Below are 16011 nucleotides of genomic sequence, written 5' to 3' on the forward strand. Positions count from 1 at the left end.
CAGCGGGGTGGCGTCCACCGACAGCCAACTCCTACTGCTTCAATAGGAGTTAGCTGTCGCCGAGCCGGAGGGAACCCCGATGCCGCACCACCTGTCGCACGACGAGGCCGACCACGACGCCCGGCGGGCCCGCCAGTGGCTCGCCGGCCGGGCCCGGGGCGCGGGATTCCCCGGCCCGCGCCTGCTCGAACTCGGCGCGGCGATGACCGCCCTCGCCGCCGCGGCGGCCGAGCGCGAGCCGGTCGCCGTCGCCCCCCAGCCGGTCGGCGCCGACCCCGGGACGCCCGGCGGGCCCGGCCCCCGGCCCGCTACGGACGCGGGCGGCGGGCCGCCCGGCATCGTCAAGCCGCTGCCGCCACGGCTGTTCGACCGGCATGACACCAACGCCGAGATGCGCTGGGAGGCGATGGCCGGGCAGGGGTACGTCGTGCCGACCGACCGGTTCTTCGTCCGCAACCACACCCACACGCCCCGCATCGACGCCGACACGTGGCGGTTGAGCCTGTTCGGCGACGGCCTGCGCGGCGCGCCCACCCGGGACCGGCCCGTCGAGTTCGGCTACGACGACCTGCGCCGGCTGCCCGCCGAGCGGGTCACCGCGCTCGTCGAGTGCGCCGGCAACGGCCGCCGGTTCTTCGCCGGGCAGCAGGGCCGGCCGACGCCCGGGGTGGCGTGGGGGCTCGGCGGCGTCGGGGTGGCGCACTGGCGGGGCGTACGGCTGGCGGAGGTGCTGCGCCGGGCCGGGCTGACCGGCGCGGCCGTCGACGTGATGCCGGAGGGGCTGGACCCGGAGTACGTCACGGGCGGCGTGAACCTGGGCCGGGTCCGCCGCCCGCTGCCGGTCGGCAAGGCCCTCGACGACGTGCTGCTGGCGTACGAGATGAACGGCGAGCCGTTGCCGGCCGACCACGGCCACCCGGTGCGGGTGGTGGTGCCCGGCTGGATCGGCGTCTCCTCGATCAAGTGGGTCGGCCCGGTCGAGGTCTCCGCCACCGCCCTCTTCTCGCCGTGGAACACGCAGCTCTACCGCATGTTCGGCCCCGGCTACCCGGCCGACGGCGCGGCGCTGGGCGCGCAGTCGGTGAAGAGCGCCTTCGAGCTGCCCTGGGACGCCCGCGTCCCGGCCGGCGCGGAGGTGCTGCTGCGCGGCCGGTCCTGGTCGGGGGCCGGCCCGATCCGGTCGGTGCAGGTGCACACCGGCGACGGCGACTGGCGGCCGGCCGAGCTGGTCGCCGCCGACGCGGGCGGCCCGTGGCAGCGCTGGACGGCGCGCTGGCGGCCGGCGGGACCCGGCCCGGTGACGCTGCGTGCGCGGGCCACCGACGCCACCGGCGCCGGCCAGCCGGCCCGGGCCCGGCACAACGACCTCGGATACCTCTTCGACGGCGTCGTCCGGCACCCGGTGACGGTCTGCTGACGCCGCCCCGCCGGCGGTCCCGGCGCGGCGGAACGCGCCTACGGTCCCGGCGCGGCGGAACGCGCCTACGGTGCCGGGGCGGCGGAACGCGCCTACGGTGCCGGGGCGGCGGCCCCAGCATCGGCGGGGCCACGCCCCCGGCGTCGGCGGTCTACGCGCTCCGGCCCCCGGGTCCGGCGGTCAGGGCGGCGGCGCGACGCCCTCGGCGGCGGCGAGGTAGCCGCTGGCCTGGAGGCGGAACAGCTCCCGGTAGAGCCCCTCGGCGGCGATCAGCTCGTCGTGGGTGCCCTGCTGCACGAGCCGGCCGCGTTCCATCACGAAGATCTGATCGGCGTGCCGGACGTTGGCCAGCCGATGGGTGATCAGCACGACGGCCCGGTCCGGCCGCCGCCGCAGGTGCTGGAAGAGGGAGTGCTCCGCGCGGGCGTCGAGCGCCGCCGACGGCTCGTCGCAGATCAGCAGCGGGGCGTCCCGGTAGAGGCCACGGGCGGCGACGAGGCGCTGCCACTGGCCGCCGGAGAGGTCGTGGCCGTCCTTGAACTCGCGGTCGAGCAACGTGTCGTACCCGAACGGCAGGCCGACGATCATGTCGTGCGCGGCGGCGGCCCGGGCGGCGTCCTCCACGCTGGGCCCCCGGTGCCCGGCGGGCCGGTCGTGCCGGCCCACGCGGATGTTCTGCCCGGCGGTGAACGGGAACTTCCACCAGTCCTGGGTGAGCACGGCGACCTGCGCGCCGGCCTGGCGCGGGTCCAGCTCGGCCGCGTCGACCCCGTCCCAGCGGATCGTCCCGCCGGTGGGCCGGTACAGGCCGGCGATCAGCTTCGCCAGGGTCGTCTTGCCGGAGCCGTTCTCGCCGACGAGGGCCACCACCTGCCCCCGGCGGACGGCCAGGCTGACCTCGTCGACGGCCGGCCGGTCGGTGTCCGGATACCGCAGGCTCACCGCGTCCAGCTCGATGACGTCGAACCCGGCGGTGGGCCGGTCGCCCCCGGCGGCGGTCCGGCTGACCGCCCGATCGAGAAAGCCCCGGTAGTCCTGGTAGTAGAGGGCGTCCTCGTAGAGCGAGTTGGTGGCGAACACCGCGACGCCGAGGCTGGACCGGGCGGACTGCAGGGCGATCAGCGCCGTCGCGGCGGCGGCGAGCGCCACCATGCCGGCCAGCAGCAGGCCGGCGAGGACCGCGTACACGCCGAAGGTGGCCAGGCCCGCCGTGGCGGCGCCGAGCACCCTGGTCCGGGTCTGGGCGCGCACCAGGCGCAGGTGGGCCCGCGTCTCGGTGGCCATCATCCGGCGGTACTCGCCGAGCAGGAAGTCGCGCATCTGGTACGCGCGGATCTCGGCGGCGGTGTGCCGGTTGGCCATCAGGTTGGCCAGCATCGACATCCGGCGACGCCGGTTGATCCGGGCCAGCATCTCCAGGTACTGCCGGCGGGCCGTCTTCACCGCGGTCGCAGCCTCGGGCACCGCTGCCAGCAGCAGGCAGGGCAGCAGCAGCGGCTGGATCACGGTGACCGCCGCGGCCGTGGCGAGCACCCCGACCACACCGGTGATCAGGTTGACGGTGTGGTCCACGATCCAGGCCGCCTCGGTCACCCCGCGGTCGCGGGCCCGGTCCATCTCCTCGGCGAACCCGGCGTCGTCGAACGCGGCGAGGTCGACGGCCGTGGTCGCCTCGAACAGCCGCAGCTCGACCTGGTAGTTGATCTGCGGCGTGAGGCGGGCCTGCGCCCAGCCGGCCGCGATGGTCAGCGCGCCCTTGGCCGTCACGGCCGCCGCCGCCAGGGCCAGGGCCGGCAGCGCCGCTCGGATCCGGTCCGGCGTCGGGCCGGCCGCGAACAGCTCGCGCAGCACGCCGGTGGTGGCCAGCAGGCCGAGGGTGGTCATCACCCCGGCGGCCACGTTGAGCCCGATGGACGCGGCCGTGTCCCGGCGGCTGGTCGCCCAGGCCAGGGCGACCGCCTCGCGGACCAGCCGGGGCAGCCGGCGGGCCACCGCCCAGAAGGTGGTGTGGGCGAACTCGGTCGCGTGGTGCATCCACGCCCGGTCCTCCAGCTCGGGCAGCACCGACGCCTCGCCGCCGTCGGACCCGTCGCCCTCCGTCGGGACGCCTCCGGCCGCGACGCCCCCCGGCGTGGCGACGCCCGCTGACGCGGGGTCTCCTGGCGCGGGGTCTCCTGACGCGGGGGGCGCTGGCGTGGCCTCGGCGGGGCCGGCGGGGACGGGCGATCGGCGCGGGCGGACGGCTCTCCTCACGGGCCCCTCCAAGGCAGGCGCGGGCCGCGACCGGCGGCACACCGACAACCACCGGGAGCCTACTGTGCGCGACCGACCAATGTCAGCGCGTCATCGGCGTGTCGAACACGTGTCGCAACCCGCTCCCCGGCCGACGCGGGGCGGCTCTCGCCGCCCCGCGTCGGTGAGCTCGCCGCCCCGCGCGGGTGAGCTCGCCGCCCCGCGCCGGTGAGAAGGGAACCCTGCTATACCGCAGGCGTTAACAAGGGGCCCTTCCTTGCACCTCAGCTGGCGGTGAGGGTGACGTCGTCGACGACGAAGCTGGTCTGCAACGACGCGTCCTCCACGCCGGTGAACGTCAGGGTTACCGTCCGGCCGGCGTACGCGGCGGCGTCGAAGGTGCGCTGGGTGTAGCCGGTGGCCTTGTCCAGGTTCGAGTACGTCGCCAGGGTGGTGCCGCCGACGGAGACGGTGAGCTTGTCGTACTGCCTGGTCGAGGTGGTCTCGGCGGTGTCGATGTGCAGCCAGAACGACAGCGTGTACGTGGCGCAGCCGGCCGGGACGGCCAGCGACTGCGACAGCGTCTCGGTGCGGCTGCTGCCGTAGCCGCCGAGCCACGCCTTGTACGAGCCGGTGTGCGCGGCCTGGCTGGCCGAGTTGGTGATCACACCCGAGGACGCGGTCCAGACGGTGGCGCCGCTCTCGAAGCCGGAGTTGCCGACCACCTGGCCGCCGGCGCAGCCGCCGGTGCCGGTCACGGTGACGCTGTAGGTGGCGGTGCGGGTCGCCGACCCGGTGCCGGTGACCGTGATGGCGTACGTGCCGGTGGCGGCCGACGCGGAGGCGGTGATCGTCATCGTGGACGAGCCGCCGGAGGTCACCGACGACGGGCTGAACGAGACGGTCACCCCGCTGGGCGCGCCGGCGGCGGACAGGGCGACGCTCTGTGCGCTGCCGGAGGTCGTGGCGGTGGAGACCGTGGCGGTGGTGGACGCGCCCCGGGCGACGCTGCCGGAGGTCGGGCTCACCGCGAGGGAGAAGTCGTTGGTCGGGGTGCCGCCGCCGACGGCCTGGTCCCAGATGGCGTACGCGACGCCGTCGGCGCTGCGGTTGAGCCCGGTGGCGTTGATGTTGCTGGTGGTGTCGCAGGCCCGGTGGTAGCACGGGTCGTAGGAGGAGCCGGCGGTGCCGCCCCACTTGGCGGCCTGCGCGGAGCTCTTGGTGGCGCTGGCGCCCATCGCGTACCCCGAGGTGGGGATGCCGGCCTGCTGGAAGGAGTAGTCGTCGGAGCGGCCCTGGCCCTCGACGTTCTCCTCGGGCGACAGGCCGAGGGAGTCCCAGTACGCCTTCAGGGGCGCGGCCGTGGTGGAGGTGACCCGGTTGATGAAGTAGCCGCCGTTGGTCGAGGCCACCATGTCGAAGTTGTAGTACCCCTTGATGTAGCCCTTCTGGGTGGCGCTGAGCGAGTTCACGTAGAACTTGGAGCCCTGGAGGCCCTGCTCCTCGCCGTTCCACCAGGCGAACCGGACCCGCTTGGTCAGGCTCGGGTTCTGCTGGGCCAGCACGAGGGCGTTCTCCAACAGCACCGACGAGCCGGAGGCGTTGTCGTTGATGCCCGGGCCGGCGGAGACGCCGTCGAGGTGCGCGCCGAACATGATGACCTGGTCGGCGGGGGCGCCACCCGGCCACTCGGCGATCACGTTGTTGCCCGAGTAGGTGCAGCTGGTGCAGGTCTGCTCGGTGACCGTGTAGCCGGCGGCCTGGAGCTTGCTCTTGACGTAGTTGACCGACGCCGTGTAGCCGGCAGAGCCGGAGCGACGGTTGCCGCCGTTGCTGGTGGCGATGCTCTGGAACTGGCTCAGGTGGGCCTGGACGTTCGTCACGGAGATGTCCGGCGCGGCCAGCGCCGCGACGGCCGGGGCGGCGGCGGGGGCCTCGGCGGCGGTGGCCGGCAGGGTCGCCGTCGACGTGGTCAGCGCGAGGGCGGCGGTGAGCGCCAGGCCCGCGGTCACTGTGGTGCGTCTCATGGGTGCTCCTCGGTGCAGGTCGGGGGTGTCGTGCACCTGGGCGTGACCGGACCCCGCCCGCGAGGGTGGGGCGGGCGGGGTCCGGCGGCGTGGCGAGGGGGCGCCGCGACGTTCGTTCCAGGGAAGGAAACACTTACACGCGTCGATTCAGCGGTCAATATCCATCATGGTCATACCGATCCGCTGATCACCCCACCCGGCACGGGCGACACCGACGGTGGATCTAGGCTGCCGGTCATGCTGTCACTCGATGATCCGCGCTGGTCGGAGCTCGACCACCGGAGTCAGTCGGCGGGCCGGCGGTCGCCCGATGCCCCGTCCGTCCCCGCCGAGCTGCGGGCGCTGCGCGCCGACCCCACCGACCAGGAACGGTTCAGCGACCTGTGGCCGTACCTGTGCTCCGAGGGCACCGCCTGGCCCGCCGCCTACGCCGCCGTCCCCCACCTGGTCGACATCGCCCGCGCGCTTGCCCCGGGCGAACGCGACGAATACCTCATCGTGGTCGGCCTCGTCGTCGCGTGCTCCGGAGAGTACGGGGAGGTCTCCAACGACCTGCCCGACGACCTCGCCGAGGACTACCGGCGGGCCCTGCCCGAGGCCCTGCCCCTGCTGGCCGAGACGATGGCCGGCGGGCCGCACGACGACGTCGAGACCCGTTACCTGCTCGCCACCGCCGCCGCGCTGAAGGGCCACCCCGAGCTGGCCGAGCTGCTCAACGAGCTCGACACCATCGAGTGCCCGGCCTGCGGCGAGCCCGTATTCGACGACTCGGACCCGGAGGACGACGAGGAGGAGTGAGCGCGGCCGGGTGGGCGGGCCGCCCAGCGGGCGCACGCCGCCGCGTCAGCGACGTGCGGCCCGTCAGCGGGTCGCGGCCCGTCAACGACGTGCGTCCCGTCAACGGCACTCGGGCCCGTCAACGGCACGCGTCCCGTCAGCGGGTCGCGGCGGCGGCCGCCCGCCCGGCCTGCCGGCCCGAGAAGAGGCAGCCGCCGAGGAAGGTGCCCTCCAGCGAGTTGTAGCCGTGCATGCCCCCGCCGCCGAAGCCGGCCACCTCGCCGGCCGCGTACACCCCGGGCAGCGGCTGCCCGTCGGGGCGCAGCACCCGGCCGTCCAGGTCGGTGTGCAGGCCGCCGAGGGTCTTGCGGGTCAGGATGTTGAGCCGCACCGCGATGAGCGGCCCCGCCGCCGGGTCCAGCAGCCGGTGCGGCGGGGCCACCCGGATCAGCCGGTCGCCCCGGTACGCCCGCGCGCCCCGGATCGCCGTGACCTGGGCGTCCTTGCCGAACGGGTTGACGATCGCCCGGTCGCGGGCCTCGACGGTCCGCCGCACCTGCGCCGCGTCCAGGGTCGGGCCGCCGTCGGGGGCGACGAGGTCGTTCATCCCCGCCACCAGGGCCTCCAGGGTGTCGGCGACGACGAAGTCCGTGCCGTGCTCAAGGAACGCCGCGACCGGGGCCGGGGTGCCGGCGCGGGCCCGCTCGATCACCTGCCGGACGCTGCGGTTGGTCAGGTCCGGGTTCTGCTCCGAGCCGGAGAGCGCGAACTCCTTCGCGACGATCCTCCTGGTGAGCACGAACCAGCTGTGGTCGTGGCCGGTGGCGCGCAGGTGGCGCAGCGTGGCCAGGGTGTCGAAGCCGGGGAACAGCGGCGCGGGCAGCCGCCGGCCGGTGGCGTCCAGCCACAGCGACGACGGCCCCGGCAGGATCCGGATGCCGTGCTGCGGCCAGATCGGGTCCCAGTTGCGCAGCCCCTCGACGTAGTGCCACATCCGGTCCGGGTTGATCACCTGCCCGCCGGCGGCCTCGGTGATGCCGAGCATCCGCCCGTCGACGTGGGCGGGCACGCCGGAGACCATCCGCTTCGGCGGGTCGCCGAGCCGCGCCGGCCAGGCCGCCCGCACCAGGTCGTGGTCGCCGCCGATGCCGCCCGAGGTGACGACCACGGCCTGCGCCCCGTACACGAACTCGCCCACCTCGACCCGCGAGCTGGGCGCGCCGCGCGGCACGTCGCTGGGCTCCAGCACCGACCCGCGTACGCCGGTGACCGCCCCGCCGGTGGTGACCAGGCCGTCGACCCGGTGCCGGAAGCACAGCCGCACCCGGCCGGCGTCCACCGCGGCGGCCAGCCGGCGGGCGAACGGCTCGACCACACCGGGGCCGGTGCCCCAGGTGACGTGGAACCGGGGCACCGAGTTGCCGTGGCCGTCCGCCGCGCCGCCGCCCCGCTCGGCCCAGCCGACGACGGGGAACAGCCGGTGCCCCATCGACCGCAGCCAGGACCGCTTCTCCCCGGCGGCGAAGTGCACGTACGCCTCGGCCCACCGGCGCGGCCAGTGGTCCTCCGGGCGGTCGAACGCGGCGCTGCCCAGCCAGTCCTGCCAGGCCAGCTCCACCGAGTCGCGCACACCCATCCGCCGCTGCTCGGGCGAGTCGACCAGGAACAACCCGCCGAACGACCACCACGCCTGGCCGCCGAGGTTCTGCTCCGGCTCCTGGTCGAGCAGCAGCACCGTCCGGCCCGCGTCGGCGGCCTCGGTGGCGGCGACCAGGCCGGCCAGGCCGGCCCCGACGACGATCACATCCGCATCCATGCCGGAACCCTACGGACCCGGGTGCTGCGCCTGCACGGGGCGGGCGGCCCCGCCATGTCGGCGACATGGGGGTGTCCTGGGGGCGGGGATGCCCCCATGTCGCCGACATGGAGTCGATCATGCGGCGCGCGGGCCGGACGGCGTGGGCCGCGCGGCGGACGGGTCAGCGGGTCGGAGTGGTCAGGCCGGCGGAGCGAGCAGGGCCGCGAGCGCGTCGGCGGTGGCCGGGTACGCCGTGAGCAGCCCACCGGCCCCGACGGCGACCGCCGAACCGGGGCCACCCGCCCCGGTCCCGCCCGAACCGGGGCCGCCCGGACCGGTTCCGCCCGAACCGGGGCCACCCGCCCCGGGGCCACCCGGCCCGGTCCCGCCCAGCCCTGGGCCGTCTGGTCCACGGCCGCCCCGCCCGAGGCCGCCCGGACCAGGGCCACCTGAGCCGGTGACGGCCGGGCCGAGGGCCCAGTCGCCGGCGCAGCCGAGCAGGCCCGCCACGGCGTCGCAGGTCGCCGGGTGGCCCGCCAGCAGGTCGACCACCGGGCCGGACACGACCGCCACCGACCCCGGGGGCACCGCCCCCGAAGGCACCGCCCCGGGACCCGGCGGATGGTCCGCAGGCGACCCGCCCGCCGGCCGGGGCGTCCACGGGGGCACCCAGGCGTCCAGGGCGGGCAGCGCCGCCGGGAACGTGCGGCCGGCCTCGCGGACCAGGGTCGGCACCAGCTCGCCGGCCTGGGCGCGCAGCGTGGTGATCAACGTCGGCAGCCAGGGCAGCAGCACCGGGTCGGGCAGCCGGGCGAACGCCGTGGACAGCACCTCCACGACGAACGGCGTCAGCCCGGGGACCGGCTCCAGGGCCTGCACGAACCCGCTGAGGTACTGCGGGAAGGCCGGCACCACCAGCGGGTTGTCCAACAGCTCGGCGCTGCGGGCGCGCAGCTGCGCCAGGGGCAGCAGGCCGAGGTGGTGCTGGGCGGCCCAGTGCAGCGCCACCCGGGCCGGCGCCTCCGGCCGGGACTGCCGCACCGCCAGTTCGAGCTGAGTACGGTCGCAGCCCAACGACAGCGCGAGGCTCTCCATGCCGAACAGGAAGCCGAGCATCGCGCCGACCTGCCGCACCCCGGTCTCCACGTCGACGAACGCGGTGGGCAGCAGCGTGCAGTAGTGGGCGTACCCGGTGGTGACGAACGCGGCGCACCAGGGTGGCAGGGTCGGCTCGGTGGCCCGGTAGTGGGCCAGCAGCCGGCGGATGCGGCGCAGCACCTCCGGGGCCTCGTCGACGGTGCGCTCGGCCGCGAGCAGCTCCACCGCCCGGGCACCCAGCTCGTCGACGAGCCGGCGGCTGTCGAGCAGCAGGAGCGCGTCCTCGACTGCCGCGAGGGCGACGGCCGCGGTGGCCCGGGGCCCCCACGCCCGACGCCGCAGCCGCTGCTCGAGGACCTGCTCGACGGTGACGCCCTCGTAGCCCAGCTCGATCAGCGCGCGCTGGTGCCGGCCGAGGGCGAGGTCCCAGCTCTCCTGCGTCGACCGTTCCCCGAGCCGGCGCTCCCCCATGATCGGGCGGACGGCGTCGCGGGGCAGCAGGTGCCGCAGCCGCCACAGCAGGTCCGAGCAGCCGGCCACGGCCGGGTCGGCGGTCAGGTCCAGCAGGGCCCGCTGGATGGTGCGCTTGTCCAGGTCGAGCCCGAGCGGGGCGAGCCGGTCGAGCACGTCGCGGGCCAGCGGCGGGAGCGAGTCGTACCCGACCTGGCCGATCCGGTCGCCGCCGAGCAGGATCTCGCAGAGCCGACGCACGTCGCGCCGGCCCGGGACCACGTCCTTCTCGATGCAGGTCACGGCCGCGTCGGCGAAGTCGTACGGGGTGGGCCGGGCCCGGTTGCGCAGCCCGGCGAGCAGGATCGACGTCTCGAACACGGCGATCGCGTCGGCGGTGCTGGCCAGGTAGCCGTTGCGGCGGGCCAGCCGGACGATGTCCACGCACCAGCCGCGCAGCTCCGCCTCGTCGAGCGCGTCGAGCACCGGCGGGCGGGCGAGGAACCCCGACAGCCGATCAGTCACGGGCTCGTCGGCGGCCTCGGCCGGGGTGGCCCTGCGGGCCCGGCCCTTCGCCGGCCTGCCGCCGGCCTGCCCGGCCAGCCGGAACGGGGTCACCCCGGAGCGGGTGACCGCCTTGGCCCAGGTGGCCGCCGCGATGGAGACCGAGCCGGACGCCAGCCCGAACTGCGCCTCGATGGCGGAGTGGCTGGACGGGATCAGCCCGTACAGCCAGCGGGTGGCGGTGCGCGGGCTGATCTCGTACGGCGCGGCGTCGGGCCCGGTGCCGAACTGCGCGACGGGGCTCGCGGCGTGGAACGCGCCGCAGACGTAGAGGCAGTCGGCGGGGTCGACGCCGGAGGCGGCGAGGTGCTGCCGCATCCGGGTCCACATGTAGCGCTCGCGGTCGGCGTCGCGGTCGAGGCGGTCGGCGTCGGCCGGGCGCAGCCGCCGGAACAGGCTGCCGATGAGGACCATCACCTGTCGGTACGTCTCGTGGTCGGCGGCGACGAGGGGCTGCTCGACGTACTGGTCCCACCACTCCGACCAGTGCCGGACCTTGCCGTGGTGCAGCAGGTAGGACTCCAGCTCGGCGAAGCGGGGCCGCAGGTCGCCGATCTCCACGCCGACGGCGTCGCCGTGCAGCGCGGCCTCCTCCTCGGCCGCCGCCGGGGCGTCGGAGGCGTCCGCCGGCCCCTCGGCCGGGTCACGGGGCGCCCACTGGAAGACGTGGTCGACCGAGCGGTCCACCAGCACCAGCTCCACGCCGGGGGTCTCCAGCGCGTACGCGATGGCCTGGTATTCCGCCGACGCCTCGGTGATCGGAGCGACGACGCTGAGCGGCGCCCAGTCGGCGGGGAACCCGTCGACCTTCGACGCGAACGCCTGCACGGCCACCGGCAGGCGGCAGTTGCGCAGCTCGCCCAGCAGGGGTTGGAGGTCCTCGCACAGCTCCAGGTAGATAACCTTCGGCCGCTTGGCGCGCAGCCGGCGGGCCATCGCCAGCGCGGAGGCCGGCGAGTGGTGGCAGACCGGGAATATCTCCAGCCGCTCGCCGAGCGCCCGGTCGACGTCGTCGATCATCCCGGTGAGGATCTCGGCGAGCGCGTCGGGGCTGCCGGCGAAGGCCGCGGCGGCGTCGGTGAGCTGGTCGCGCAGCGCGTCGAACGCGCCGGGACGGTCGGGTGCCCGGGCGGGGGCCGGCGCGACGACGCCGGGCGGGTCCACCCCGGGGGCCGCGCCGGGCGGAGTGGTCGTCGGGCCGGTCACGACAGGGTGGCGATCGCGTGGCGGCCGCCGTCGAGGAAGCCCTCCCACGGGCCGCCGTCGGCCTTGGCCCGGGGCTCCACCACGCCGTGCAGGTATTTGTTGAGGATCGCCAGGTCCTCCGGGCTGCGCCGGGCCAGCGAGCCGACCAGCGAGCCGGCGAGGGTCTCGGCGCGCAGGGTGCGGTCGCCGAAGAACTGGCTGTGCAGGATCGCGTCCTCCAGCACGCCGATCTGCTCGGCGGTGGACAGCGCCGACTCCAGCTTCTCGTCGTCGCTGGTCGCGGACGCGGCGGCGGCCCGCAGGTCGGCGAAGCTCTGCAACAGGATGTCCAGCAGGGTGGGCGGGACGTCCAGCTCGATGCGGTGCCGGCGCAGCAGTTCCTCGGTGCGGAAGCGGACGATCTCCGCCTCGCTGCGCTTGTTGGTCACCACGGGGATGCGGACGAAGTTGAACCGCCGCTTCAGCGCCGAGGAGAGGTCGTTGACGCCCCGGTCGCGGCTGTTGGCGGTGGCGATGATCGAGAAGCCGGGCTTGGCGAAGACGATGTTGTCGGCGTCCAGCTCGGGGATGGCGACGTACTTCTCGGACAGGATGGAGATCAGGGCGTCCTGCACGTCGCTGGTGGACCGGGTCAGCTCCTCGAAGCGGCCGATGACGCCCTGTTCCATCGCGGTCATGATCGGCGACGGGATCATCGACTCGCGGGACTGCCCCCTGGCGATGACCATGGAGACGTTCCACGAGTATTTGATGTGGTCCTCGGTGGTGCCGGCGGTGCCCTGCACGACGAGGGTGGAGTTGCCGCAGATCGCGGCGGCGAGCAGCTCGGCGAGCCAGCTCTTGCCGGTGCCCGGGTCGCCGATGAGCAGCAGGCCCCGGTCGGAGGCGAGGGTGACGATGGCGCGTTCGACGAAGCTGCGGTCGCCGAACCACTTCTGGGCGACCTCCCGGTCGAGCCCGTCGGCCCGCTCGGAGCCCAGGACGAACAGCCGCACCATCCGGGGGCTCAGCCGCCACGAGAACGGCTTCGGGTCGGTGTCGACCGACTCCAGCCAGGCCAGCTCCTCGGCGAACGTGACCTCGGCGGGGGCGCGCAACATCTCGGACATGTCAGGGGTCTCCTAGGTGAGGAAGTTCTTCAGCTCGAAGACGAGCTTGCGGATGTGGCCGGAGATGACCGGGGTGCCCAGGTCCTTGAAGCGCTGCCGGAACCAGGGGTTGACGATCTGGGTGCCGGAGCTGTTGACCGAGCCGACCGGGATGAACTTCACCCCGGAGCGGTGCACCGCCTCGATGCCGTCGAACAGCGGCTGGGAGCGGTCGAACTCGTAGAAGTCGGAGATCCAGACCAGCACGGTGTTGCGCGGCTCGGTGATCTTCGGCCGGGCCATGGCCATCGCCACCGGGCCGTCGTTGCCGCCGCCGAGCTTGGTGCGCAGCAGCACCTCGAACGGGTCGTGCACCCACGGGGTCAGGTCCAGCGCCCGGGTGTCGTACGCGATGAGGTGCACGTCCACCTTGGGCAGGCCGGCGAAGATGGACGCCAGGATCGTGCAGTTGACCATCGAGTCGACCATCGAGCCGGACTGGTCGACGACCACGATCAGCCGGGCCGGGGTGGTGCGCCGGGCGGTCTGCCGGTAGAAGAGCCGGTCGACGTAGAGGCGCTGGTCCTCCGGGCTCCAGTTGGTGAGGTTCTTCCAGATCGTGCGGTCCAGGTCGAGGTTGCGGAACACCCGCTTCGGCGGCACCGACCGGTCGATCGCGCCGACGCTGGTCTGCTCGACCTGGGTGCGCAGCACCTCGGCGACCTCGTCGACGTACCGGCGGATCAGCGCCTTGGCGTTGGCCAGCGCCACCCCGGACAGGTTCGACTTGTCGCGCAGCAGCTGCTCGATCAGCGACATGCTCGGGGTGAGCCGCGCGGCCAGCTTCGGGTCGGCGAGGACCTCGCGCAGGTGCATCCGGCGCACCAGGTCGCCCTCCAGCCCGGCCAGCACCCCGCCGAGGCCGCCGCCGTCGCGCCCGTTGCCGGCCTGGCGGCGCAGTTCGCCGGGCTCGCAGCCCAGCGCCCGCTCGAACCAGCCGGCGTCGGACTGCCACCGGGCGAGCTGGGTGGCGCTGACGCTGCCGCCGCCGGTGGCGAACACGTTGAGCAGCAGCTTCGACACCAGCGCGGCCCGGCGCACCTCCGCTGCCCCGGCCGGCGGATCGTCGCCCGCCGGCCGTTCCGCCTCGGGCGGGGTGAGCAGGCCGGTCAGCTCGCCGGCCAGGTCGGGGAAGCGCTGCACGACGGTGTCGACGGAGACCGACGGGTCCAGCAGCGCGGCTGGCAGGCCGAGGTCGTCGACGACGGCGACGCTCGCCGCCTCCAGCGCCGGCTGCTCCTCGGGGTCGAAGAGCCGGGCCAGCAGCCGCCAGTAGAGCACCTGCCGGCGGTTCGCGTCGCGGTTCACGGGCGCGCCGAGCGGGGCGTCGGGGTTCGCGGTCATCGGCGCAGCAGCCGTCCCGCGCGTTCCCGCAGCACGGCGACGGAGTCGCCGGCCCTCGCCTCGGCCTTGGCGGCCTTCGCGTCGGTGGGGCCCTGCGCCCAGTCGCCGGTGTGCGCGGCGACGCTCGCCCGCTTGACGGTGCTCTGCACGGCCAGCGGCTGCACCGTCCACCGGCCGGCGTCCCAGCGCAGCAGGCCCAGGCAGGCCGTCGAGGCGGCGACCAGGGCGGGGGTGAGCGGGCCGCAGGTCGGCAGCCGGCCGACGTCGACCGCGATGCTCGCCCCGTCGACGGTGAACCGGACGTCGTCGCCGCTGCGGTCGACCGCGTACCCCTCCAGCAGCACCGGCTCGGCGACGGCCACGGGGTGCCGGTCCAGCGGCGGCGTCGGCGCGGCCAGCGCGGCGGGCAGCAGCACGCGGGCGGTGGCGAACGGGTCGGCCGGCTCGCCGGCGCGGGCCTGCCCGTCGCGCCACCACAGGTCGCCGCCGGCCAACGGCAGGTCGGTCACCTCCAGGGTGCGGCGCTCGGCCAGCGCGGCCAGCAGGACCGGGTGGTCGGCGAGCAGCCGCCACAGCGCCGGGCCGACGATCGTGTCGACCTTCGTCGCGGCGACGGCGGTGCGGACCAGCCGCGCCGGTGCGCCGCCGGACGGTTCGAGGACGCCGTGCACCTGCACCTGGACGGCGGTGGCGTGCTCGTGCACGTCGACGCCGAGCACCAGCAACCGCCCGGAGACCCGCTCGACGCCGGCCGGGTCGGCCACGCCCGCGTCGTCCTGGGCGAGCAGCACGGCGCGGGCCCACAGGTCGGCCCACCGCCGGGCCGGCACCGCCGGCATGGTGGCCACCGGACAGGACGCGGCCAGCTCGCCGGCCAGGCCGTCGAGGAGCACGGCGAGCCGGCGCAGCGGCGCGACGGCCAGGGTCGCCTCGACCGGCCGGCCTCCGGCCGCCACCAGGTCGTGGCCGACCCCGCGCCAGCCGGTGATGGCCAACTCGGCCAGCCAGGACCGGGCCGCGGACAGCGGGCCGGCGGCCCCGGCCGGCGGCGGCCCGGCCGCCGGGGCGGGCAGCGTTGCGCGCTCCCGGCCGAGCGCGGCGTCGGCGGCGGCGAGCAGGGCGTCGTGGGCCGCGCCGAGCAGGGCGGTGCGGGCCCCGGCCAGGGCGGCGAGGTGCTCGGCGGCGGGCGCCCCGGTGGTGACCTTCGCGACCGCCTCGGCGACCCGGCCGCCCAGCGGGGTGACCGCCAGGGCGTCGGCGAGGTCGCCGAGCGCGGCGAGCTGCGCCTCGCCGGGGCGGGCCAGGCCGGCGACCAGGGCGTCGTCGAGGCCGGCGACCACGTCGAGAGCCGCGTCGACGCCGGCCGGCGCGGCGTCGACCAGCGCGGTGAGCTGGGCCCCGCGCATCAGCGGCCCGCCCCGGTCGCCGGGAACCAGTGCAGCTCGGGCAGCGGCCCGTCGGCCGCCGGCAGCTCCAGGTAGGCCAGGTGGCGCAGGAACCGGCTGAACACGACCGCCGCCGGGGTGGGCTCGTGGTGGCCGTGCAGCGCCCGGAGCAGGTCGCCGCCGGTCTGCGCCCCGTCGGGCACGTCGACGCGCAGGTAGCGGCCGACGCGCCCGACGCCGTACTGCAGGACGGCCTCGTCGAGCAGGGCGTGCAGGTGCTTGCAGGGCGCGCCGCGCAGGCCGCCGCAGGGCCGGTTGTTGTTGGTGGAGCAGTGGAAGGCGTGGCTGCCGGCGGCGATCGAGGAGACGTAGACCCGCTCGATGTCGGAGCCGCTGGACACCACCCCCTGCAACCGGCCGTCCGCCAGCTCGACGAAGGGGACCTTCGCCAGCTTGCGGGGACGCACCGCGGGCAGCACCGGCGCGAGGCTGCGCCGCTCCCACGGTGCGTGCTGCGTCTGGGGCACTGCGACCTCCGTACCCGGTGCGCCCGCGGGCGCGCCGA

Annotated in this window: 9 protein-coding genes and 1 pseudogene; 2 read left to right on the forward strand and 8 right to left on the reverse strand. The window is 75.4% G+C overall.

The features are described 5' to 3' along the window. Positions 1 to 79: 79 nt before the first annotated feature. Positions 80 to 1417 (forward strand): sulfite oxidase, encoded by a 1338-nt coding sequence (locus ACFYWL_RS20515; RefSeq protein ID WP_386974935.1) that lies wholly within the window; start codon positions 80 to 82, stop codon positions 1415 to 1417. A 180-nt stretch (positions 1418 to 1597) separates the two neighbouring features. Here the strand turns inward: ACFYWL_RS20515 and ACFYWL_RS20520 are convergent, their stop codons facing one another. Together ACFYWL_RS20520 and ACFYWL_RS20525 are read right to left on the reverse strand one after the other, a co-directional pair. Then, positions 1598 to 3451 (reverse strand): ABC transporter ATP-binding protein, encoded by a 1854-nt coding sequence (locus tag ACFYWL_RS20520; protein WP_386975032.1) that lies wholly within the window; start codon positions 3449 to 3451, stop codon positions 1598 to 1600. Between the two features lie 482 nt (positions 3452 to 3933). Next, positions 3934 to 5676 carry a M28 family metallopeptidase gene (locus ACFYWL_RS20525; RefSeq protein WP_386974937.1) on the reverse strand — a complete coding sequence of 581 codons (1743 nt, stop codon included), beginning with the start codon at positions 5674 to 5676 and terminating at the stop codon, positions 3934 to 3936. Between the two features lie 237 nt (positions 5677 to 5913). Here ACFYWL_RS20525 and ACFYWL_RS20530 point away from each other — a divergent pair, with 237 nt between their 5' ends. Beyond that, complete coding sequence (locus ACFYWL_RS20530; RefSeq protein ID WP_386974939.1) at positions 5914 to 6474, forward strand: hypothetical protein; 561 nt, start codon at positions 5914 to 5916, stop codon at positions 6472 to 6474. A 136-nt stretch (positions 6475 to 6610) separates the two neighbouring features. On the opposite strand, the gene ACFYWL_RS20535 is transcribed toward ACFYWL_RS20530, so the two are convergent. From ACFYWL_RS20535 to ACFYWL_RS20560, 6 genes and pseudogenes are all read right to left on the reverse strand, one after another. Further along, a complete protein-coding gene (locus tag ACFYWL_RS20535; RefSeq protein ID WP_386974941.1) occupies positions 6611 to 8269 on the reverse strand; it encodes an FAD-binding dehydrogenase in 1659 nt (552 codons plus the stop codon). Positions 8270 to 8728: 459 nt separating this feature from the next. After that, positions 8729 to 11527 (reverse strand): annotated as a pseudogene (locus ACFYWL_RS20540) (hypothetical protein); the annotation flags it as partial. Positions 11528 to 11565: 38 nt separating this feature from the next. Continuing rightward, positions 11566 to 12678, reverse strand: coding sequence for an AAA family ATPase (locus ACFYWL_RS20545; RefSeq protein ID WP_386974943.1), 1113 nt, complete (start codon positions 12676 to 12678; stop codon positions 11566 to 11568). Positions 12679 to 12690: 12 nt separating this feature from the next. Continuing rightward, positions 12691 to 14061, reverse strand: a complete 1371-nt coding sequence (locus ACFYWL_RS20550) for a VWA domain-containing protein (RefSeq protein WP_386974945.1) — start codon at positions 14059 to 14061, stop codon at positions 12691 to 12693. Next, a complete protein-coding gene (locus tag ACFYWL_RS20555) occupies positions 14058 to 15467 on the reverse strand; it encodes a hypothetical protein (RefSeq protein WP_386974947.1) in 1410 nt (469 codons plus the stop codon). Before ACFYWL_RS20555 ends, ACFYWL_RS20550 begins: the two co-directional genes overlap by 4 nt. After that, complete coding sequence (locus tag ACFYWL_RS20560; RefSeq protein WP_386974949.1) at positions 15467 to 15973, reverse strand: hypothetical protein; 507 nt, start codon at positions 15971 to 15973, stop codon at positions 15467 to 15469. The genes ACFYWL_RS20555 and ACFYWL_RS20560 overlap by 1 nt, the downstream gene beginning before the upstream one ends. Positions 15974 to 16011: the final 38 nt, after the last annotated feature.

This window comes from Micromonospora sp. NPDC002575 (assembly GCF_042889525.1).
GTDB classification, from domain to species: Bacteria; Actinomycetota; Actinomycetes; order Mycobacteriales; family Micromonosporaceae; genus Micromonospora; species Micromonospora carbonacea.

Bases quoted from the DNA above. Each gene is read 5' to 3' on its own strand.
- ACFYWL_RS20515 (WP_386974935.1), top strand. From the start codon at position 80: ATGCCGCACCACCTGTCGCACGACGAGGCCGACCACGACGCCCGGCGG.
- ACFYWL_RS20530 (WP_386974939.1), top strand. From the start codon at position 5,914: ATGCTGTCACTCGATGATCCGCGCTGGTCGGAGCTCGACCACCGGAGT.
- ACFYWL_RS20550 (WP_386974945.1), bottom strand. From the start codon at position 14,061: ATGACCGCGAACCCCGACGCCCCGCTCGGCGCGCCCGTGAACCGCGAC.
- ACFYWL_RS20520 (WP_386975032.1), bottom strand. From the start codon at position 3,451: ATGCACCACGCGACCGAGTTCGCCCACACCACCTTCTGGGCGGTGGCC.
- ACFYWL_RS20555 (WP_386974947.1), bottom strand. From the start codon at position 15,467: ATGCGCGGGGCCCAGCTCACCGCGCTGGTCGACGCCGCGCCGGCCGGC.
- ACFYWL_RS20545 (WP_386974943.1), bottom strand. From the start codon at position 12,678: ATGTCCGAGATGTTGCGCGCCCCCGCCGAGGTCACGTTCGCCGAGGAG.
- ACFYWL_RS20525 (WP_386974937.1), bottom strand. From the start codon at position 5,676: ATGAGACGCACCACAGTGACCGCGGGCCTGGCGCTCACCGCCGCCCTC.
- ACFYWL_RS20535 (WP_386974941.1), bottom strand. From the start codon at position 8,269: ATGGATGCGGATGTGATCGTCGTCGGGGCCGGCCTGGCCGGCCTGGTC.